General features: G+C 50.9%; 22 protein-coding genes. 10 read left to right on the forward strand and 12 right to left on the reverse strand.

Annotated elements, in window-relative coordinates:
• The first annotated feature begins 9 nt into the window (after window positions 1-9).
• Together ACZ520_RS02995 and ACZ520_RS03000 are read left to right on the forward strand one after the other, a co-directional pair.
• Window positions 10-858 (forward strand): NAD(P)H-hydrate dehydratase, encoded by an 849-nt coding sequence (locus ACZ520_RS02995; protein ID WP_416479480.1) that lies wholly within the window; start codon window positions 10-12, stop codon window positions 856-858.
• Window positions 859-948: 90 nt separating this feature from the next.
• Window positions 949-1,887, forward strand: a complete 939-nt coding sequence (locus tag ACZ520_RS03000) for a hypothetical protein (RefSeq protein ID WP_232468760.1) — start codon at window positions 949-951, stop codon at window positions 1,885-1,887.
• 377 nt (window positions 1,888-2,264) lie between these two features.
• Here ACZ520_RS03000 and ACZ520_RS03005 read toward each other — a convergent pair whose 3' ends face one another.
• From ACZ520_RS03005 to ACZ520_RS03020, 4 genes are all read right to left on the reverse strand, one after another.
• Entirely contained in the window at window positions 2,265-2,861 is a 597-nt protein-coding gene (locus ACZ520_RS03005; protein WP_464127485.1) for an NUDIX hydrolase, read from the reverse strand.
• Window positions 2,862-2,891: 30 nt separating this feature from the next.
• Window positions 2,892-3,311, reverse strand: a complete 420-nt coding sequence (locus tag ACZ520_RS03010) for a hypothetical protein (RefSeq protein WP_088566239.1) — start codon at window positions 3,309-3,311, stop codon at window positions 2,892-2,894.
• A 74-nt stretch (window positions 3,312-3,385) separates the two neighbouring features.
• Window positions 3,386-4,003: a PAQR family membrane homeostasis protein TrhA gene (gene trhA, locus ACZ520_RS03015; RefSeq protein ID WP_416480765.1), complete on the reverse strand. Its 618-nt coding sequence runs from the start codon at window positions 4,001-4,003 to the stop codon at window positions 3,386-3,388.
• Between the two features lie 96 nt (window positions 4,004-4,099).
• A complete protein-coding gene (locus ACZ520_RS03020; protein WP_464127487.1) occupies window positions 4,100-5,299 on the reverse strand; it encodes a TCR/Tet family MFS transporter in 1,200 nt (399 codons plus the stop codon).
• A gap of 79 nt (window positions 5,300-5,378) precedes the next feature.
• Here ACZ520_RS03020 and ACZ520_RS03025 point away from each other — a divergent pair, with 79 nt between their 5' ends.
• Together ACZ520_RS03025 and ACZ520_RS03030 are read left to right on the forward strand one after the other, a co-directional pair.
• Window positions 5,379-7,199 (forward strand): monovalent cation:proton antiporter-2 (CPA2) family protein, encoded by a 1,821-nt coding sequence (locus ACZ520_RS03025; protein ID WP_464127489.1) that lies wholly within the window; start codon window positions 5,379-5,381, stop codon window positions 7,197-7,199.
• Between the two features lie 86 nt (window positions 7,200-7,285).
• A complete protein-coding gene (locus ACZ520_RS03030; protein ID WP_416479478.1) occupies window positions 7,286-7,495 on the forward strand; it encodes a hypothetical protein in 210 nt (69 codons plus the stop codon).
• Between the two features lie 7 nt (window positions 7,496-7,502).
• On the opposite strand, the gene ACZ520_RS03035 is transcribed toward ACZ520_RS03030, so the two are convergent.
• On the reverse strand, window positions 7,503-8,597 hold the full coding sequence (locus ACZ520_RS03035; RefSeq protein ID WP_464127491.1) for a DUF2914 domain-containing protein: 1,095 nt from the start codon (window positions 8,595-8,597) through the stop codon (window positions 7,503-7,505).
• 106 nt (window positions 8,598-8,703) lie between these two features.
• On the opposite strand from ACZ520_RS03035, the gene ACZ520_RS03040 reads away from it, so the two are divergent.
• On the forward strand, window positions 8,704-9,267 hold the full coding sequence (locus ACZ520_RS03040; RefSeq protein ID WP_088566234.1) for a hypothetical protein: 564 nt from the start codon (window positions 8,704-8,706) through the stop codon (window positions 9,265-9,267).
• Between the two features lie 27 nt (window positions 9,268-9,294).
• Here ACZ520_RS03040 and ACZ520_RS03045 read toward each other — a convergent pair whose 3' ends face one another.
• Complete coding sequence (locus ACZ520_RS03045) at window positions 9,295-9,996, reverse strand: hypothetical protein (protein WP_374032032.1); 702 nt, start codon at window positions 9,994-9,996, stop codon at window positions 9,295-9,297.
• Window positions 9,997-10,261: 265 nt separating this feature from the next.
• Here ACZ520_RS03045 and ACZ520_RS03050 point away from each other — a divergent pair, with 265 nt between their 5' ends.
• The 3 genes from ACZ520_RS03050 (at window position 10,262) to ACZ520_RS03060 (ending at window position 13,704) form a co-directional block, all read left to right on the forward strand.
• Window positions 10,262-11,917: a methyl-accepting chemotaxis protein gene (locus tag ACZ520_RS03050; protein ID WP_464127494.1), complete on the forward strand. Its 1,656-nt coding sequence runs from the start codon at window positions 10,262-10,264 to the stop codon at window positions 11,915-11,917.
• 124 nt (window positions 11,918-12,041) lie between these two features.
• Window positions 12,042-13,103, forward strand: a complete 1,062-nt coding sequence (locus tag ACZ520_RS03055) for a linear amide C-N hydrolase (protein WP_464127496.1) — start codon at window positions 12,042-12,044, stop codon at window positions 13,101-13,103.
• 67 nt (window positions 13,104-13,170) lie between these two features.
• Window positions 13,171-13,704: an acyl-CoA thioesterase gene (locus ACZ520_RS03060; protein ID WP_088566231.1), complete on the forward strand. Its 534-nt coding sequence runs from the start codon at window positions 13,171-13,173 to the stop codon at window positions 13,702-13,704.
• 1 nt (window position 13,705) lies between these two features.
• Here ACZ520_RS03060 and ACZ520_RS03065 read toward each other — a convergent pair whose 3' ends face one another.
• The 4 genes from ACZ520_RS03065 to ACZ520_RS03080 all read right to left on the reverse strand — a co-directional run bounded on the left by ACZ520_RS03065 (window position 13,706) and on the right by ACZ520_RS03080 (window position 17,119).
• The gene (locus ACZ520_RS03065) at window positions 13,706-14,512 is read right to left on the reverse strand and encodes a nucleoside-specific channel-forming Tsx family protein (RefSeq protein WP_464127498.1); all 807 of its coding nucleotides are present in this window, start codon (window positions 14,510-14,512) and stop codon (window positions 13,706-13,708) included.
• A gap of 11 nt (window positions 14,513-14,523) precedes the next feature.
• Window positions 14,524-15,978 (reverse strand): substrate-binding periplasmic protein, encoded by a 1,455-nt coding sequence (locus ACZ520_RS03070; protein WP_464127500.1) that lies wholly within the window; start codon window positions 15,976-15,978, stop codon window positions 14,524-14,526.
• Window positions 15,979-16,061: 83 nt separating this feature from the next.
• On the reverse strand, window positions 16,062-16,319 hold the full coding sequence (locus ACZ520_RS03075) for a hypothetical protein (protein ID WP_088566228.1): 258 nt from the start codon (window positions 16,317-16,319) through the stop codon (window positions 16,062-16,064).
• A complete protein-coding gene (locus tag ACZ520_RS03080; protein WP_157678795.1) occupies window positions 16,316-17,119 on the reverse strand; it encodes a TIGR02147 family protein in 804 nt (267 codons plus the stop codon). Before ACZ520_RS03080 ends, ACZ520_RS03075 begins: the two co-directional genes overlap by 4 nt.
• Before the next feature lie 195 nt (window positions 17,120-17,314).
• On the opposite strand from ACZ520_RS03080, the gene ACZ520_RS03085 reads away from it, so the two are divergent.
• The gene (locus ACZ520_RS03085) at window positions 17,315-17,665 is read left to right on the forward strand and encodes a hypothetical protein (RefSeq protein ID WP_088566226.1); all 351 of its coding nucleotides are present in this window, start codon (window positions 17,315-17,317) and stop codon (window positions 17,663-17,665) included.
• 55 nt (window positions 17,666-17,720) lie between these two features.
• On the opposite strand, the gene ACZ520_RS03090 is transcribed toward ACZ520_RS03085, so the two are convergent.
• Both ACZ520_RS03090 and ACZ520_RS03095 read right to left on the reverse strand, forming a co-directional pair.
• The gene (locus ACZ520_RS03090; protein ID WP_464127503.1) at window positions 17,721-18,059 is read right to left on the reverse strand and encodes a hypothetical protein; all 339 of its coding nucleotides are present in this window, start codon (window positions 18,057-18,059) and stop codon (window positions 17,721-17,723) included.
• Window positions 18,060-18,211: 152 nt separating this feature from the next.
• Window positions 18,212-18,715, reverse strand: a complete 504-nt coding sequence (locus tag ACZ520_RS03095) for a hypothetical protein (RefSeq protein ID WP_464127505.1) — start codon at window positions 18,713-18,715, stop codon at window positions 18,212-18,214.
• A 337-nt stretch (window positions 18,716-19,052) separates the two neighbouring features.
• On the opposite strand from ACZ520_RS03095, the gene ACZ520_RS03100 reads away from it, so the two are divergent.
• A complete protein-coding gene (locus ACZ520_RS03100; protein ID WP_088566224.1) occupies window positions 19,053-21,020 on the forward strand; it encodes a DUF1588 domain-containing protein in 1,968 nt (655 codons plus the stop codon).
• Window positions 21,021-21,022 lie beyond the last annotated feature (2 nt).

Here is a 21,022-nt window from a genome sequence, read left to right on the forward strand (position 1 = left end):
CTAAGGTTTATGGAAAAAGCCAATGATCCCGTTCGCATCCTTAAGAAATCAACGGCGCGGAAACTTTTACCCGCTGTCGGCACCCACGATAATAAAGCCACCAGGGGGCGCAGTCTTTTGCTGGCGGGCAGTGCCCAGTACCCGGGGGCCGGGATTCTGGCGGCCCGCGGGGCTTTGCGCATGGGCAGTGGCTATGTGATGCTGGCTCCGCAAGGGGTGGCGGTTTCATCATTGGAAAATCCGGATTTTTTGGTTTTGGATCTTAAGAAAAACAAGTGGCAGGATCAAAAGTTTGATGCGCTCTTGTGCGGACCGGGATTTGGAGTCACTCCGCTCACAGCTGAGGTGATTCGTGAATTGAAAGCCCGCAAGATCGAACGGGTGGTGCTCGATGCCGATGCGCTGACGGTCTGTGCGGAACAGGATCTGTTTCCGTTACCCCCAACCTGGATCGTCACACCTCACACCGGAGAGCTTGCGCGCTGCCTGGGGGTGGAGGCCGAAGAAATCGCCGCCAACCGCTATGGATTTGTTCGCATTGCTCAGGAGATGATGGGTTGTGTGGTTTTGCTGAAAGGCCCGCAGACTTTGGTGGCCGGCCCCAACCGGGTTTTTGGAATTTCCACCGGAAACGCCGCTTTGGCGAAATCCGGAACCGGGGATGTGCTGGCGGGGATTATAACGGCTTTGAGGGCGCAAAAGGTGCCCCCTTTACGGGCAGCCCTGCTGGGGGCCTACGTTCACGGAGCCACGGCGAATCTGTGGAAGTCCCGAAAGCGCGATCTTTTAAGCATGACGGCGTCCGATGTGGTCGAATCTCTGCCCCAGGTGCTCTATAAATTACGTGAGGGATTTTAGAAAAAACTACCCGCCCCGTTCCATAACAAAAGCATGACTTTCCTTTTCCCTCTTGGGCAGGTACAACCTGCCGAAACTTTGGGGGATTTAATGACTAAAGGGCTTTTGTTCGCGGCAGTGCTGGGTCTTTCGTTGGCAGCCAACGCTCAGACTTCTTCTACCACTCTTTCCACTCCATCTGTGGAATCCGGAACTCAGAAAACAACCACTTCCGTGGGTGATGTTCTGAAAAACAAAAAATTCGAAGACGACAAAGACATCACTGATTCCAAGTTGAAAGCGGAATCCGGTTCCTTGTCCCGTTACTCTTTGAAATTCTCTCTTTCTTACTTTGGTCCTCCTGTGGGCGACCTTGACAGCAAACTTCAGCCGAATCCGGATGGTTCCATCGGTGTGAATCAGGTTTCCCTGAGCGGCTCCATCAGCGGTCGTTACCGTTTGGATTCCAAAGCGGCGATCAGCGCGGGGACGGGCATCAACGTTCTGACTCCATTCCAAGGGGCAGAGCGCACGGATGTGAAAACTCCATTCATCAGCTATGATCGCAATGCGCGTTTGGGTGATGTTCAGGTTCGCAACTCTTACGGTGCCTCCCTGACGACGGTTCCGAACTTCCGCGATGTGGGTCAATACTCTTCTCTTTCTTACGATAACTCTCTGGTTTACAACATCGGGGCTTCCGGTTTTGCGGTGGGCCTGGACACAGGCTTGAGCGTCTTCCTGTATGAGCGCGGTTATGAACCAAAAGACGGTAAAGCATCCCGTTACCACCTGGGTTTCTATCCACAGGTGAAGTACAACTTCTCTGACAAGTTGAACGTTTACACGTCCCTGGCGATGAACTTCTGGAATCCACGTTACCGTGATGGCGAGATGGATTTGCTGAACAAAACCCTGAGCGGCCGCGTGGGCATGGGCTATGCGTTCTCTCGTGACATCTACTTCGCGCCTTATCTGAACTACTACCCTAAAGATGCTCGTACCGAGTCCACGACTCTGAGCTTCTCCACGATCTTCTCGATCCTGTAGTTTCAGACCGCATTATAAAAATAAAAAAACCAGGGCGCCTTATTCGCTCTGGTTTTTTTATTTAATCACCAATCTTAAATCTGCTGAAGTAGTTAAGGTGGACCCGTCTCTGTCAGGAGAGCCAATTCACGAATCTCCCGGTTCCAGATATATTCCTTACGTACTGCATGCATTTTAGCCATTCAAGGCTCCTTTCGCAGAACCTAACCTGAGGTTCATAAAACTTATCGGCCAGACCTTTGGATAGTTGAGCGACTTTTTTTAAATTCTGGAAAAAAATGAACGTCGTCCAAGCGTGAGACGTAAAACTCGCTGCGAACAGCGATAAAAAAGGGGTGTCGTTCTTTTTGACGATCAGTGGTGAGACAATTTGATGGTTATTTGCTCGCCGCTGCCAGAACTTCAAGCAGATTCAGGGTCATCATGTACGACAAACCCCACAAAGGCGGCTCACGATCCAGATACACGGCCGGAAGCTCCAGAGAGATGTTGTCCCTTTGCAGGCGATAGGTCGTCACTCTGTGGGGATTTTGAATTTCTTTAAGTCGAATCCAGAAAAAATCCGCCACTTCATTTGGATCCAGCACAATATTGAAATCGCGCTCGATGAAAAACACGAACGGGCGGATGTAAAAATCCAGCATGGTTCCGGCTTTGCGGGCCTGAATATCATTCAGACGTCCCAGCAGTTCCGGATTTGTCAGCTCAATGCCGATTTCTTCCCGCGTCTCACGAAGGGCAGCGTCCAGATCGGTTTTGTCGGTTTCTTCGCGTTTACCGCCGGGGAAAGCCAGTTGTCCTGACCAGCGGTCGGATTCGCTGAAGGCGCGCTGGATATATCCCAGCTCCAAATTGTCCCAGGAATCTCCGCGCAGGATCAGGGCCACGCAGGCATGACGATCCAGCTGCGTGGAAAGGTCCACGGGCATGGTCACATTGATGGCGGAATAAAGAGATTCTTTGAGGGAGCTCATGACTCCCTCAAAGATAACCGGAAATACGAACTAGCGGCAAGATCTGCGCGAGACGGTTTCGTTCTTTTCGTTGCAGGAGGTGATGCGGCAGTTGCTGTAGCGGTAGTGGCAGCGGTCAATGGCCTCGCGTTCAGCAGCGTACTGAGTGTTGCCACGGCTTTCGATTGTCATGCGGTAACCACGATAGTCGACACCTTCCGCCGTACAGGCATAGTATTTGGCAGAACAGGTTTCGATACAGTTGCCGTGTTTTTTCAAGCACTCGCGGCAATCACGGTGGCCGCTCCAGTGCTCTTCCCAGCCGTCGTCGCTGGCAGAACAACTGACTTGCGGGCGGCCATAACCAGGACGGTCTCCAGGACGGTCGGGTTTCACCCAGTCAAAGATATTGGCAGCAAACACGTTCATCGAGAACAAACAGATCATTGCAAAAGTCATTAGTGGTTTCATTTTCCCTCCGTTGTTGGATCACGCAGGAAAATATTTCAAAGACAGTGCCAGCCCGATCAGGGTCAATGTGACACTTAAATCAGATAGAAGAGAATGCAGAAGTACTGACACGCACTTCCACCAAGAACAAACAGATGCCAAATGCCATGGAAGTGTTTGACCTTTTCATCATACAAAAAGAATCCGATGCCGCCGGTGTACAGCAGTCCCCCCAGTGTCAGCCAGAAAATGCCGGAAGTGGGGAGCGCGGCCGTCAAAGGTTTCAGGGCGACAACAACCAGCCATCCCATCAGTACATAGATAATCATCGACGGGATGCGCGTGCGGTGTGACAGCGTCAGTTCATAGATGATTCCCAAAAGCGCCAGCGTCCAGTTGATGCCGAACAGCCACCAGCCCCAGGGACCACGCAAAGTGATCAGGGTGAAGGGTGTGTAGGTTCCGGCAATCAATAGATAGATGGCGATGTGATCGAGCTTTTGAAAGATCTGTTTCGAGCGGCCTTGAAAACTGTGATACAGCGTCGAGATGGTGTAGAGCAGAACCAGCATGCCGCCATAAACACTGGTCGCGACAATTTTCCAAAAGTCACCGGTCACGGTCGCCAGCGTGATCAGCACAGAAGATCCTGCCACCGACAAGGCGGCACCGATCAGGTGAGTGATGCTGTTAAAGCGTTCGCCGTGATAGATAACCACCTCCCGTTTTTTTAAGCATAACATGGACGCCGAAAAAACGAGAGGTCAAGATTTGATGAAAGCCGAACGAGAAAGTTAGCAATTCTCTGGTTACACTTTACGACGGTACATTATCGCCCAGGAAATGAAGCAGATCAGCGCGCCGAAATAGTAAGGTGCCCCCGGGAGGTAGAGAGTTCCCGGATTTCCTGAAGAAAAATGTGCGAACAGTTTGGTTGTAACCAGCGGGGTGATGATCGCGGCCAGGCTGGACAGACTGACCAGGGAGCCCTGCAATTCACCCTGTTCCTGAGGAGGTGTCTTGTGACTGATCAAGGACTGCAGTGCCGGTGGTGAAGTCCAGAACACCGCTGACAAAATCAAAATTGCATACATCATCCAGCCTTCTGTGGCCATGCCATAGAAAATGAATGAAACCGCATAACCAAAGGACCCGATCACCACAGTGCGATGTTCGCCAAACTTCGGAATCACCAGCCTTGTCAGCCAACCTTGGGCCACAGCAGAAAGCAGTCCGACCACAGCCAACGACAGGCCGACCTGTGCCGTCGTCCATCCGTAACGTGTTTCAGTGTACAGCGTCCAGATGGATGGGTGAGTCTGACCCGCCAACTGGAAGAAAAAATAAACCAGCAACAGAGCCAGCAGGTGTTTGGAACGCAAAACCCCCAACAGCGAATACAGCGGATTGGTTCGGCGCAAATCGATTTTGCGTCGCAGGTTCTTTGGCAGCGACTCCGGCAGAATGAACAAACCAAATAAAAAATTCAGCAGGTTCAGACCTGCTGCCACCAAGAACGGGTACTCAGGTCCCAGGTGTCCCAGCAGTCCCCCGATCGCCGGCCCGATAATAAAGCCCAGGCCGAAGGCAGCGCCCACCATGCCAAAGTTCGCCGAACGGTTTTCATCATTGCTGACGTCAGCAATATAGGCCATCGCCACGGTGATGTTGGCACCAGTCAGGCCCGCGATGATTCGCCCGGCAAAAAGGATCTCAAGCGTTGGCGCATAAGCCATCAGGATGTAGTCAAAGCCCGCGACCAGCAGTGAAATCAAAAGGACGGAGCGTCGACCGAAACGGTCCGACAGGGCCCCTAAAAGCGGGGACGCTAAAAACTGCATCAGCGCATAAATGGAAATGAAATAGCCGAAGTACTCCGTGACCGAAGTTTCGCTGGAAACAAAACGGCGCATGATGTCCGGAAGGGACGGGATCACCAAACCCAGTCCGATCATGTCCAAAGTCACGGTGATAAAAATAAACCAGATGCCTGCAGTTTTCTTTGTCATAGGCCCCAGACTAAAAGATCGTTCCATGGTTGTCACAGGAATCTTGCCCGGATCAAGACAGCTTGATACCTTCGTTTACATGATTTTACATGAGCAGCTTCTGCAGATTCTTGCGTTCCTGGGTTTTTCTGTCGTTCTTGTTTCCCTGTTTCAAAAGCTGGGCCTGGGAACCATTCTGGGTTACCTGGCGGCCGGGATATTGATTGGTCCCCTGGGATGGGGTTTGATTTCCGACTTTCAGTTCGTGCAAACCATCGCTGAATTCGGCGTGGTCTTCCTGCTCTTTATCATCGGCCTTGAGCTGCAGCCCAAAAAACTGTGGGGTTTAAGAAAAACCCTGCTGGGCTTCGGTGGGTTGCAGATTCTGTTCTGTACCGTGGTGTTCACTTTCGCCGGGCACCAGTTGGGCATCTCTTGGGCCAGCGCGGCTGTTGTGGGTTTTGCTCTGTCATTGTCTTCGACGGCGTTTGCGTTGCAAAGCTTGTCTGAAAGAAAGGTTCTGAACACCGAATTTGGCCGGGCTTCTTTTGCGATCCTGTTGATGCAGGACGTGGTGGCCATTCCGGCATTGGCAGTGATCCCAAGTTTGGGGCTGGTGACGGCCTCCACCCGCGAGGTGAACTGGGGCGGGGCCCTGGCGATCTTTATCGGCCTGGCGTTGGGAAGTCGCATTCTGATGGGAAGATTTTTGCAAGTGGTGGCGGAAACCCGCAGCCGCGAACTTTTCACCGGGGTGACGTTGCTGACGGTGATCGGTGTGGCCTTCCTGATGGAAAGCGTGGGACTGTCGATGGCATTGGGGGCATTCCTGGCCGGCGTCCTGCTTTCAGAATCTGAATACCGCCACGAATTGGAGGCCGACCTTGAACCGTTCAAGGGTTTGCTGATGGGTCTGTTCTTCGTATCTGTGGGCATGTCGGTCAAGCTGTCTTTGCTGATTGAAAATCCCGGTCTGATCCTGGGGATCACTGTGGGTTACATGGTTCTGAAAGGCTTCCTGATTTATGGTGTGGGACGTGTGATGAAACTGCACCGTCCGGCCTCCAACAATCTGGCCGTGTATCTGGTGCAAGGTGGGGAGTTCGCGTTTGTGATCTTCGGGGTGGGGCAAAGTGCGCAGGTGCTTTCACCAGAATGGACCCAGCGATTCACTCTGGTGGTGACTCTTTCCATGATCGCAAGTCCGATTATCATCGTGCTGAATGAAAAGATCCAGGCCATGATTGCCTGCAAAAGCCCGGCGGGCGGCGGTCCTCAATATGACAAGATTGATGAGGGTGACAGTGGCAATGCCGTGATTATCGCCGGCTTCGGTCGTGTCGGTCAGATCTTTGGCCGTGTTTTGCGGACCCAAGACGTCAAATTCACCGCGATTGAACATGATACAGAACAAATCGACATGCTTCGCCGTTTTGGCAATAAGGTCTATTATGGTGATGCCTCCCGTCCCGAGATTCTGGAGGCTGCGGGGATCAAAAATGCCAAATTCTTCGTGCTGGCGGTGGATGATGTTGAGACCTCGAACAAAATTGCCCAGGTTTTGCGGGATGATTATCCGCATGTGAAAGTCTTTGCCCGGTCCCGCAACCGTCAGCACACGTTTGACCTGATGGAAGCCGGAGTCGCTTATGTTCGCCGTGAAACGATTGATTCCAGCATTGCGCTTTCTGAGCAGTTGCTGGTTGCAATGGGCACTCCTGCCAAGCGCGCCCATGAAATCATTGAGCGCTTCCGCCTGCATGATGAACTGATGCTGCAAGAGCAATTCAAAGTTCGCCACGATCAGAAGACCTTCATCGACGTCTCCCGCCAGGCCGCGCAGCAGTTGGCCCAGGTCCTTAAAGAGGATGCTGAAAAGACGTATATTGATCCTCAGCACCCGCCAGAGGCTTCTAATTAATTATTAACCGACCGAAGCCCTGCCGGTTTCCTATAGATAGGAACAGGAGGGCACGGATGCGCTTCTTAATAATTTCACTGATTTTAATGTCTGCTTCGTTTTCCCAAGCTGAGGTTCAGGGATTCAACGAAATGATCAAGGAAGCCTCAATCAGCGAAAAGATTCTGCGCAAGAGGTTGCTGAGAATTCTGAATAGCTCGGAAGTGGCGATTGCCGCCAATGAACAAGCCCAGGAACAGCTTCAAAAAAGCCCCTCCCAGGACTTTGAAGTGAAACTGGTGCGAGTGAATCAATAAGGCCTCTTTAGTAGATGTCTTTGTAGAAGGCTCGTTCTGGGTTGTTTGATTCTAATTTAATGACTTTGAAATAGATGCGTCCGATTTCGCGGCCGTCGGTGGTTTCTACGCTGATGCGCCAGTCACCGGCGGAATAGTTTTGTTTTGAGGCAAAACCGCGATAGCCGTTTTTACGGCCGCCGGTGATGTTCATCGGGATTTTGTCGGTGGTTTGCCAACCGCGGACGGGGTCTTTGTAATACCAATGCAGAATCACCGAGTCGCTGAACCTTGCCGGGGAAAAGATCTCGGCAAAGAAATAAACGGTGTCGCCGGGTTCAGCGTAAAATTCCTGATCTCCTCGGCGCCAGAATCTCCAGGAGGCCTGTTCGTGGGACAGGATGTATTTGCCTTCGGATTTTTCCACGCTGTGATAGATACCCATGTTTTGAATCGACAGCGGCACCGGCGGAATCCACCCCACCAAATAGAACGCCAAAAACAGCACCAGCACCGTGGCTCCGGGAAGCAGCAGGGATTTTTGCAGGGTGCCCTGATCCTGGATCTTTCTTTTCAACAGCAGGAAAGCCCCATAAATGGCAACCCCGGTAAAGGCGATGGACAGCAGGAACGGGAACAGCCCGACAAAACCCAGGATCACCGGGATCGTCATGGAAAAGAATGAAAACACACAGATGACGTACAGGCCGATCTTGATATTGATTTCACTGCGCTGAACGCGCTTCATTTCATTGGCCACCATAAGCCCCATCAGCAGGGCGACAAAGACCACCGACGAAAACAGAGACGCACTTTTCAGGAAGAACAGCGAATACAGACTGAGCAGGCTTCCCAGCAGGAAATGCACGATCAACTGGCGGTATTCCCAGATTTTGCCCAGGCGGCGGGAGGGCTGGAACAGGCCATGGGTGAACAGGAAGTCGTAATAAAGCACCGACCCCAGAATCAGTAAATAGATGATTTGTTGCGAGATACCCAACAGATCATCTATGGCGGAAAGGGTCAGAATATCGAAAAAGAAGCCGCCCAGAAAGAATGCTATATCAACTTTGGTTTCGTTTTCTTCGTAATATTTTAATAATCGTTCTTTGAGCTCAGTCATCCGTCCAACCTACCACATGACAGTGCCTTAATGAAGGCATGTTAATTTGTCTCAAGAAAAGTTCTGCACTATCCCTTATGTTCTTCACAATAAGGAGTTCTTTATAATGAAAACATGGATTGTGCTGTCCATTTTGGGTTCTATTGTCTTTTCTTCCGCCGCTTTTGCCGCAGAAAGCCGCCATTTCACGAAAGTTGATGCTGAAAGGGCTGTGGTCAAAATCGTTACCGATGAAGGGCAGGGAATTCAGGCGGCCATGTTTGTCGACGGTGAAGAAAATGAAAAGTTCATGAAAATGCTTTTGGATGATCCAAACACCCGTTTGGCCAGCTTGCGGGATGAACTGGAAAAAGAAAACTGTGACCCTTCCGCACCACGTTTTGACAGTTGGATTGAGGACTGTGGTTCCGTAGAGTTCACCGACCCGGTCCAGACGTCTTTTGCCCGTGGAGGCTGGATGAGTGCCGGAGCTCAGTACACTTACTTTGTGGGTTTCCGTCATGCCGGCACCGGGCACATCTTTGAAGCCACTTACATGGTAGTGATTCAAGAGGAAGTAAATGCTGAAATGAATCAGCAAAATGGCACTCCAAGCGTTCTGAAAAAGGACCTGTCCCTGGTTCGCATTGTGCGAATGCCAGGCCAGATCCGTATTCTTCCTATCCGCTAGTTTTTCTCTACGGCGGCAAGTCTGACTTTAGTATTCAATGAATTGTTGAGTGGCGCTGGTTGGGTACGAGGACACCTGACCAATGTTCCATAGTTGGGCCAGATCACCGACTGTAAGGGTGGAGCCAGAAAGAGTAACCAGGTCATAGAACACAGTTCCCGCTGGCGCAAACTCTGGGAAGGCAAAGTCGGGACTGGAATCAGAGCACGACAGACCAGTTACCGTGTTGGTGTCAGTCGCATTTGTATCCACGACCAGATCAGGGCCGCCCGTGCAGGTTGCGTCGTTAAAGTTTCCGGCCCAAGTCGTTCCGCCGGCGGAGGTGCCTGCGAAGGTCGTCAGTACAGAACCTGCGGCAGTGTAAATGATCTGAGTGGCGCCGGATTCCTGAACTTCACCGATTTCGAAGGTCCCTGCCTGGCTCATAGTAAAGACGTTATCCCCACCAAAGGCGCAGGTCGTGCCCGTGAAGAACAACGTTGTAATTGCATAAGTGCCATCAGACTGGAAAGTAAGGCCGCGCATATAAGACATGCCATTTACTGCTGACCCATAGGTGCTGCCGCTCACCGCTGTGCATGAGCCCCAGCGTGTGCCTTCCAATTGGGCCACAGTCACCTCGCCGGTGCTGGGTGTTTCTTCTTCTTTTTTGGCGCAACCAAAGAAAAGGGAGGTTAGAGCGATTGCGATGACTGCTTTATGATTCCACGTGCCGTTTGAGAATTTCATTTCAACTTCCTTATGGTTAATAGCTACCCCAAATAGGTGACGTCTTATTTTTCGGGAGCTTTTTGAAATTCAATTAGGGGTGTTATCGATATTTCCTGAATGCAATAATCCCGCTTTGTTACACCGATAAAAAAGCCAGATATGAGTAAACTCGCGGAACTGTCCCATTTTTACTATTTGGATTAAGCCCTTCAGGTGGGCCAGTTTTTCACCGAAAAAAGAGGGGATCTAAAAAACAACTCTTTTTGAGGTTTCAAAAAATATTATGGCAATCAGTTCTTGGTTCAAGGGTATTAAAGGCAAGCTTTTTGTGTGTGCTTTGATTCCGATGGCAGGCTTTGCGCTGCTGGGTTGGGTGGCCTATAAAGATCTGAACATCGCCGGCTCTATGCTGAATGACGCTTATGTTAATGTCATTCCGAACATGAAGGCCGTCGGCGAAATCGAAGGCAGTCGAGCCCGCATTGGGCAGTATCTTTGGGGGGCCCTGGCCAACAAAGATGTTCCCAAGCATCGTGACAGTTATGTAGGCAAAGCAAAGACAGCCATCACTGAATATAAGGATGCCATCAAGGCCTATGAAGCGGCCTCGTTCCAGCCCGGTGAAGCCGAGATGTATGAGCCCGCACGTAAAATCAATGCGGAATATGTTCAGGAAGTCGAAGCTCTCATTGCAGCATTGGAAAAACCAGGCGCCGACTTTGATAAGTTGCGTGAGGTTATGACCGAGGGGTCCTACCTGAAGCATTCCACAGTGATTAAAAAAGTCGCTGGCGATGTTGTGGTGATGTATGAAAAGCTTGCCGCCCAAAACAACACCTTACAGAAAGCTGAAACCCAAAAAGGCCTGATCATGCTGGCGACCATTGGTGGTGTGGCAGCGGCTTTGGTGTTTGGTCTTTTGATGTTTATCGGGATGTCTTTGAGCCGTACGGTGAACAACACGGTTTCCCGTCTGGCAGGGGCTGGTCATCAGGTGAACGAAGCCATCACACAACTGACCCTGGCCGGTCAGGGACTGTCTCAGTCCTCCACTTCTGCGGCGGCTTCTTTGGAAGAAACCGTGGCCTCTTTGGAGGAAATGACTTCCATGGTGAAAATGAATTCTGACAATGCCAAACAGGCGGCGACGCTGTCGCAGTCCTCCCGTTCCGCGGCCGAGGACGGTGAACGCGAGATCAAGAATCTGGTTGAATCCATGCGTGATATCTCTCAGTCTTCGAAAAAGATCGAAGAGATCATCAACGTCATCGACGATATCGCCTTCCAGACGAATTTGCTGGCCCTGAATGCGGCGGTGGAAGCCGCCCGTGCCGGCGAGCAGGGGAAAGGCTTCGCAGTTGTTGCCGAAGCGGTTCGTGCCCTGGCACAAAGATCCGCTTCAGCCGCCAAAGACATCACGTCTTTGATTAAAGACTCGGTGGAAAAAATTGAAAATGGGACCCACATTGCGGATAAGTCCGGGGATGTTCTAAATAACATCGTGAATTCCATTAAGAAGGTGGCAGATCTGAATAACGAAATTTCTGCGGCCAGTGCCGAGCAGACCACAGGTATTCAGCAGATCAACAAGGCAATGAATCAACTGGATCAGAGCTCTCAGTCCAATGCGGCTTCCTCTGAAGAGATCGCGGCGACGTCCGAAGAGATTTCCTCCCAGTCCGAGCAAATGCAAATCATGGTGCGTGAGTTAAACAGTTTTGTTACGGGAACCACCGCCGTGGAGGCTCCGGTTGAAGCGCCTGTTTCGTCCCGTGTGTCCCCTGCCAAAGCTGCGAAAAAACCAGAAGCGAAGTCTGCCAAGGTTATGAAGTTCACGCCTCCGCCGAAAAAGACTGCGCCTCCGCCAGCAGCGGCAGTGATTCCGTTTGATACGGATGAAGATCCGCGTGCCAAAGTCGGAACGACCGACGGATTCTAAGTTGATCCAGAAAAAGTGTACCGACCGCGGGCCTTTGACGAAAGTCAGAGGCCTTTTGCTTTCATACAGCTGGCTTGTGGACAGACTTTAAGGTGTAATGGATATAAACAAGGAGTTATTACCCATGAAGACACTGTCTGTGCTTTTAAGTCTGTTATTGGCGGTCCCGGCTTATCCCTGTACGCGCATTCTTTGGGATGGAAAGAATCAGGATGTGATTGTCGGGCGCAATATGGACTGGGCCGAGGACACCGGATCCAATTTGTGGCTACTTCCCAGAGGCATGGAGCGTGAGGGAATGGCCGCGAGCAATTCAGCCAAGTGGACCTCCAAGTATGGCAGCGTGATTCTGTCGATGTACGATGTGGGAACGGCCGACGGACTGAATGAAAAAGGATTGACGGCCAATTTGCTTTACTTGTCTGAAAGTCACTTCGGTTCCCGGGATCAGGCTGTTCCGGGTTTGTCAGTCAGTATGTGGGCGCAGTATTTCCTGGATAACTTCGCTACCGTCGCCGAGGCCATGGCCTCTTTGGAAAAGTCTCCGATTCAGGTCCTGATGGCCAGCGTGCCCACGGCTCAGGGGGTGCGCCAGGGCACGGTGCATTTGGCTTTGTCAGACAAGACGGGTGATTCCGTGGTGATGGAATACATTGATGGCAAAATCAAAATCTATCACGGCAAAGAGTATCGCTTTATGACGAATTCGCCTCCCTTTGATCAGCAACTGAAATCGATGAAGCAGTATCAGGGCTTTGGTGGCAGTAAAAAGCTTCCCGGCACAACCGAGGCGGCGGACCGCTTTGTGCGTGCGGCTTTCTATACCGAACGCCTGCCGGAACCCAAGGACTATCGCGAGGCTGTGGCCGGGGTGTTGAGTGTTTTACGAAATGTTTCTCAGCCATTCGGGACACCGGATCCGGCACGGCCGTATATTTCCACCACCCGCTGGCGCACGGTTGCGGATCTGACCCGTGGACTTTATTTTTATGAAAGTACTTTGAGCCCCTATCTGGTTTGGGTGGAAATGCCCAAGCTGGATTTCAAGAAAGGGGCCGCGGTGAAGAAAATCACTCTGGCGAAAAGCTATGATTTGATCGGAAATATCAGCGGGAAATTCAAAACAACGCCGATGTTCCGGTTTTTAAAGCCGGACGCCGAGGGATCTTTAAAAGCCCAGAACTAACTCCATTTTGACTTCGCAAAGCCCCGCTTGTTAGGCTTGTAAGGGCCCAGGGGCTTTCGAGGTTTTTATGAATCTGTTTTTCCGTCTTTTGCATGTTTTGATTTTTTCCCGTTTTCGTTCCCGCGTGGGAATCATGGATGAGTGCGCGACACCTTTTCGTGTGTGGCCCACGGATCTGGATGTTCTTCGTCATATGAACAACGGGGTTTATCTGTCATTGCAGGATCTGGCGCGCACGGATTATATGATCCGCGCTCAGGCTGCCGGAGCAATTTCGGCGCAAGGCTGGTATCCGGTGGTCGCATCAGAAACCATCCGCTTTCGCCGGTCTTTGAAGGTCTTTCAGAAATTCACATTGCACACGCGACTGATCACTTGGGATGACAAGTACCTTTATCTTGAGCATAAGTTTATGAGCCGCGGAGAGCTTATTGCCATTGGCATGATCCGCGCCCGTTTTTTAAGTAAAAAAGGCGGGACAGTTTCTCCGGCAGAATTGATGAAGGCCGTGGGTGAAAATCTGACGGCGCCGGCAATGCCGGAATACCTGCAATCCTGGATCACCGCCGATCAGGGCCAGTCGAAAGCCGCCGGAGTCTGATTCAGAATTTGTATCCCAGAACCACATAGTGACCGAAGCCGGAGGTTTCTCCGGCGATGCCACCATCGACAAACTGACCATAGTCTTTGTAGTACTTCAGCCCATAACCCAGTGAATAGTCAGTCTGGTGCCAGTAAAAGCCGTTGTACCATGCGATGGAGCTGGTGGTTCGGCCGGGTTCCTGACCAATTTCATCGGCAGAAAAAATAAAATCCAGATACCCTTGATAAGACAGGAAGCTTTCATTGGCGAAGCGATAAAACGGAGCAAACCAGTTCACTGCCAGAAAGTAACCGTCCCAGGTGTGTTCGTTGATGGCGCCATAGTTTTCCCGCACATAGCGGGCCATCAGATTGGCTCCGAGCTTTCCATTCCAGGGCACTTTGAAGTCGACTCCCAGGCCGATGCATTCCTCAAACAACGCCCGGTCGCCAACGATCAACAGGGTAGCCACATACCATTCCTGAATCGGCCCCCAGGAAAGGTCTTTCTGGGTCATGTGATTGAGTGAAAAGCGCGGGAAGGTTTTTAGAAAAAGATTGTCTGTATTGTGGAAGTCACTGTCTTGGGAATCGAAGATATCAAAGACGTCAAAGAACCCGTAAAAGTCCAAAAAACCCGATTTTCCCCCGAACTCCATTTCCAGGTAAGTGTCATCCTGCTGATCAAAAGGATTTTTGTTGTCAAAGCCCTTGTAAAGATTGAATTGCAACCACTGATAGTTGCGGGACTTGTCCGGTTCCTGGGCTTGAGAGGTCGCGGGAAGCAGAGCCGCCAGAACGAGAAACAGCATCAAAGCCTTGATCATAAATCCTCCTGTCAAAGCAGATAGGAAGGGGCAAAGACCTTCTGCATCCGGCCGGATTTTTCGAGATCGTGGATGGCAGAATTGATTTCCTCTATTTTCAAACTGGATTTTTTGGACAGGGCACACTTCACATCGACGGGATCAATTTCCAACGGGGCCTTTTGCAGCCTGGAATCTTTGCTTTTATAGTAGCTGTATTCAAGACTGTTCAAAAGAATCAGCGGCACGCGTTTCACACTGAGCTTTTCCACGTTAGCCGCTCCGGATCCCGCATCCTCGCGTTGCAGGCTTTTGTCTTCAAAGAGGGGTGTCAGCGCGGGATAAACAAAGTTCAGGACGGCACCAATGCGCTTGCCTTTAAGGTCTTCCAGCGTGCGGATTTTGGCCACTTCCGCGTCAGCCTTGTGCCCAACGATATAGTCACTTTGTCGGAAGATTGGGGTGCTCCAGTGATATTGTTTGGCGTACTCGCCAGCCCAGGCTTCAGTGTCATAACAGACCAGCTCAATTTGTCCGGAAGCCAGGCGCGCATCCAGACGACCACGGGGCAGCAGGACGAAATTGATCGGGCGCTGGATTTTTTTTCCGATGGCCAGAGCGATATCGAAAAAGACTCCGCCGCGCACGATGCCCTCGCTGGACGAGGTCTTGTCGAAGTGGATGAAGGGAGGAGAATCATTGCTGTTCAGACCATAGCTCACCGGTTTGGGAGTGGTCTCTGGATCTGAATAGCGTTTGATAATTTTAGCCAGCACTTGTTTTTCATGCAGGCGATCAATGGCCCGATTGAGTCTGGCCATGGTCAGGGTGGACTTCTTGGACAGCGAGCACTGAATGTCGGTCTTATCCATGGCAAAAGTGCTTCGCTGCAGTCGCGGGTACTGGCTTTTGTAGTAGATGTATTCAATGTCGCTTAAAAGAATGTAGGGGACCCGACCCGTCAGCAGTTTCTTCACGCTGACTTCAATATTCGGACTGTCATTGCGAAGCAGCTCCAAAGTTTTGAATTTTTCCTCAAGATCTGCATAGACGTAGTTTTCCACGGTGCCGATAAGGCCCTTGATTTGATCAGCGGATGAAAAGGGAATCGTCGTCAGTCCGACCAGTACATTCGTGTGGGTGAAAAGAGGCTTGCTCCATAAAGCCCCGTCCGCGAACGGATGCCGCCAGCTAAGACTGTTGTGACATACCAGATCGATCTTGTTGTTAATGATATTGGTGGCTATGCGCTTTCGCGGAAGGCGGGCGATGGAATATTCGCCGCCCAGCTCTTCACCGATGGCGACGGAAACTTCGTAAATCAGCCCCCCAGTGGGGATGGGATTGTTCTGATTTTCAAATTGAAAAAGCAACGGAGGCGCATTGCTGGCGTTAAAGCCAAACTTAATGCCGCCACCGGCCTTAGCGTAGTGACCCTGACAAACAACAAGAAAAACAAGAATCAGGACAAAGCGACACGAATCCATGATCACTAGATAGTGAGTCCGGGTATGTCTTGTCAAAATTATTTCATCGTCTCTGTCACGGGCGGATAGAAATCAACGAAATGCTATCGATGACATACCGATATGTCCACACGGCCTAGGACTTCTCCAGTAACTGTGACGACATACAGGATCTTTTCATCCGAGGATAACTCTAAAATCAGATCATCGCGCATCAATTCAGATTGTATCATTGTAAGGTGCTCGTTCACGCACATTTCAAAGATGCCAGTATCGCCGCCACCCTCTTTCACTCCACGGGCGGACGCGACAGAGGAAAGGCCCATAAGAAACAGAAAACAAACGCTGAAAAATGATTTCATAGAACGTCCTTTTGTTTGGTCATTGGGAAAAAACTGACTTGCAGTTGATAAACTTCTTTGGCCTTGCGGGGCTGGAATTCCCGCGCAAAGGAACGGCGAAACTCGGCAATGCGCTCTATTGCCGGGGCCAGATCCTCGGGATCAAAACACAACGTCGCGGAGGTGTGATTGCGTTGGGCCAAAGGAACTTCCTGCACGGCTTTTTGCGAGAGCTCCAGCAGTTGGATTTGATATTTTCTGGCGGCATCGGATGTTTCAGCGGGACTCAGGTGAGTCAATTCGCCGTTTTCAGAGGCATCAATCCATTTTCCTTTGCTGTTTTTCTTTAAAAGACCCAGGCGCAACAACCGCTCAATCGCAATATTCACCTCAGACTTGGTAATTCCCAGGCGCTGGCTGATCCAGGTGCTGTCAGATTTGAAATCCTCCACATAGGTCAGCTCCAGAATCGCATAGTGGTACCAGTCCGAAATGACGGCGAAGGTGTCCAAAGTCAATTGCTGAAAGCGGGCTTTGGCGTGGGTGTTTTCCGGTGCCGTCTCGGGTGTCGTTGGCAAATGGCGAAGTTGATCAGTGGAAAGTCCCAGAGCCATTCCCAGACGCATTTTCATTTTTTCGGTGATGGGGCGCTTACCGTTGATCATTTGGGAAAGGGCGGAAGGCTCCACTTGCAAAGATCGCGCAAAAGATCGAAGCGAATAATTGGGATTGGTTCGACAACGGGCAACCAGCTCATCTTGCAGAAGCTGCTTGAAGTTGCGGGCTTGGATTCTTTTGCTTTTAAGTCGGGTCAGTTCCATGGCGAGCACGGTCTTAGCATTGATACCAAGGGAAAAGCCAGACTTATTGACACAATCCGTGTCAGCTTTTGACACATGTAATGAATCCGGGGCGTGTCAGTGTTTGACACACTTTGTGTCAAAGTAACTTGGCTTTTCTTCGGGACCTTTTTAAAAGCGAGGGCAGGAATCAACCAACTAACGAAAGGATTTATAATGAAAACAATGATTTTGGCAGGCGCGATGGTATTGGCGGCTTCTGTGGCTCAGGCTTCTGACGGTCAGGTGGTGTTTCACTGTGAAAGTCTTCCGACCGTGGACTCTGCGTTGACCGTGATGGGGGTGGCCGATGAAATCACGTCTGATGTGGATGTGGTGGTGATGGTGGCCGGGCAGGTGAAGGCGCAGGACCGCGGCGGGCTGATCGAAGGAACGACCCGTTTTGAAGGTCATGTCTTTGATATTGAGTTCGATCACGTAACCCGCATCATCGCAAAACAGGCCAATGATGTTTTGAGCGTGGGGCAGGCTGATTCTTTGATCTGCACTTACCCAACGTTGCCGTAAAAGCAAAAAAAGGCCGCGGGATTCGCGGCCTTTTTACTGGATCTGATTCCAAGACCTATTTGCAGGTCAAAGTGCCTTTTTCCGTGTTGAAGCCCGGAGTGTTGCTTTCCTGGGACACGTAAGCTTGACCCGCGCCCAAAGCGAACTGAACAACAAACTTGTTGCCGCCAGGGATGATTTCCACACACTCATAAACCGGAATGTCAGCAGCATAACCCTGGCAATTCATGTCGATCACGAATTCGCGATAATCAAAAGCCAAAGTTGCCGTGCCTGCCGCCGGCATTTCAAATTCAGCGTAAGTGCCAGAGTTCAAAGTGCCTTCGCATTTAACAGAGTCAGCGAATGCCGGGCCAGCGATCAAAAGAGTAGAAAGGGCGATCAGGTGTTTCATGAAAATCCTCTTTGGTTAAAGTGTGTTTGCACGGACCTTGTAACCTAAAAGGGATCTTTTGAGTGTTTGGATCCCGTTAAGATGCCGGGAAGTGTTCCGGTCTTTTCCAGGAATAAAGAAAGCCACCCGGAGGTGGCTTTCAGAGCACATCTTTACCATTCCTGGAAGTTCTCGATCTCATTTTCATCACGCAGATGGAATTTGAAATCCGGGCTGACATAGATGCCACTGAAGATGTCGCCGGCGATGCAGTTTTCTTTCAGGTATTCCTCAATCACCTTTTCTTCTTCTTCGTAGGGAACGTCACAACTGCCAGTATCGTAAGCGTCATGCTGGATGATGCCCTTGTAGGCGATGAATTCGCCTTTTGCAGAGTAAACCTTGGCCAGGTAACCATAACCCACGCTGGCGTCGCCTTTCAGTTGATAGTCACCTTCAAGGATGGTGTCGTACCAGATGTTGGATTCATTTTCAGCCGCTTTCATAAGGGCTGCTTGTTCCTGAGAACTCAGATTGCCGAAATCGATTTCTTCCAAAGTCTCTGTGCCGGATTCGATCACAGCATAGAGTTTTTTAAGAAAGGCTTGTTCCGCTTTGGAAGAAGCAAGGGCATTTACAGAGAAAACAGAAAGCATCAGTGCCAATAGGATTTTCATGGGGACTCCAGTTCGTGTGATGCGCCTGTTTTAGGCCTGACAGTGAATGAAGTAAATTGCATAGAAAGAAAGAATATATGCTTTGAAAGTATAATAAAGCGTTGGAAGGCCTTGCCCGATCAGGCGATAGGACTGTTTTTTTTGTGCAGGAACTGCTGCGGAATGAGACTGAAACAGACGGCATTTTTCCCACGTAAAATTGGTAATGCCTAGTGCTTATTCACTTTGCTCCGGACAAAAGACGAAGAAAGTGTAAATGCCATGAATAACTCGTAATTTAGGGTCTATTCCCTCAGTTATCTGCCGAAAAGCAGATATCACGAGGTAAACTCTAACTATGGACGTTAAAGCTGCTTACAGACTTGGAGCCTTTTTGGTCGTCACGCTGCCGATGATGGTGGCTTTTCAGAACTGTAGCGCCTTGGATATGGGGGCGGTTCAGTTAAGAACGGGGGCCCCCGTCGTCACTGAAGAAGTGCAGCAGGGGCAAAAGCTGTACGCTGAAAATTGCGCCAGTTGCCATGGTTCAGTCAAGTCGACCGCCAAGCGGGCGCGCACGGCAGAACAGATTTCTATCGCTATCAGAACCGAATCGCAGATGAAAATGATCAGTTTAAGCCAAGGCGAGATTGAGCTGATTGCCAAGGCCCTGTCACCCGAATCCTACAATCCTCCACCGGTGGTTAATGAAGACAACCGCCAGGAATTTGCCTGCACGCCGGGACAACTGCAAAACACCCCGATGGTGAGGCTAACCAAGCGCGAGTATAGAACGGCGCTGATGTCTTTGCTGGATGATTTTGCCACCAGCTTGAAAACTGATGCGACCTTGCTGGCAAAACTGGATGCGATTCCCACGGATGTTGCCACAGAAAATCGTGACACGTTAAAAGAACAATCGCTGTTGATGACCGCGCCGATTTCAAATGGGTTGTTTGAAGCCTCCTTCCGGGCTTCTGAACTTATTGTGGGTGCAACAACGGGATTAAGAAATTATCCCAACACCAGTCAGTGCCTGAATGCAGCAACCATCACGCAAAGCTGTCACCAGCAGTTTGTGCGGGAACTGGGAAGCCGTGCCTTCCGCCGTCCATTGGCGGTAACAGAGGCCAATGAAGTGGCGGCCCGATTCTGGGATTCCTCTATGGCCAAGGCCGATCTGTTGAAGGTGACCTTCACGGGTGTGACAACAATGCCGGACTTTATCTATAAGGTTTATGACAAGGGATCTGCAGTTGTTGGCAGTACGACGGTGCTAAGCCTGTCCGCCCACGAACTGGCAACCAAGATGGCGTTCTTCCTGACCGGGGCACCCCCGGACAGCACGCTGAAAGCTTTGGCTGACAATGGTCAGATTCTGGATGACACCGTTCTTGCACAGCAGGCCGACCGACTGCTGGGGACGGACGGCGCCAAAGACATGATCCGCCGCCTGTTCCGTGAATCCTATGGATACGACGTCTTTGATCGACTGCAGTACGACTCTGGGTTTATTGGGGGTGTTAACACCTCGGGCCTGGCAGAGGTGATGACCTCAGAACTGGATGGTTTTTTTGAAGAGATCGTTTTGAATCGTTCAGGTTCGTTCCTGGACATCATGACTTCCCGATATACCAATGCCACTGACGGGCGCATGGGTGTGATTTACAATGTGAATGCTGTTACCAACACCCTGGCTGAAGACCGCTCTGGATTCCTGAGTCGTGCGGCGATGCTGACGAAACGTTCAGGTTTCACGGCGTCTCCGATCAAGCGGGGATTGAGCATTATTGAACACGTGCTTTGTCAGGACATCGGTCTGCCGCCACCAAGTGCGCCGACTTCGTTGCCGGTTCTGACCGAAGACATGATCACCACGCGCTATCGCACGGCTCATTCCACGGAAGCGTCAGGGACTACCTGCGTGGGGTGCCATTCCCGATTCAACACTTTGGGATATGCTTTCGAGGGCTTTGACAGCTTTGGCCGTTCGCGCACCTCAGAAGCCATTTATAAGAACAATCAGGCCATTGGCTCACTTCCGGTGGATACGTCTTATACGACCAAAGAAATCACCGGAAGCTCCGTTTCCGGAAGTGGAGCCCGCCAGATGTCGGAACAACTGGGGGTGAGTGATCGCGCGATGATGTGCTTTACAAAACATCTGAAGCGCTTTGAGGCCCGCGTGCCGGCAGATGCCAACGCGAACTGCCAGATGAACCGCAGCTTGACCACATTGTACGGTAAGGACGGCACACAGGGCTCTATCAAGGGTGCCATTAAGAGCCTGGTTCTTTCACCTGAATTCAGACGCTGGAAATACTAAGG

Source organism: Bdellovibrio sp. BIS2 (assembly GCF_055398295.1).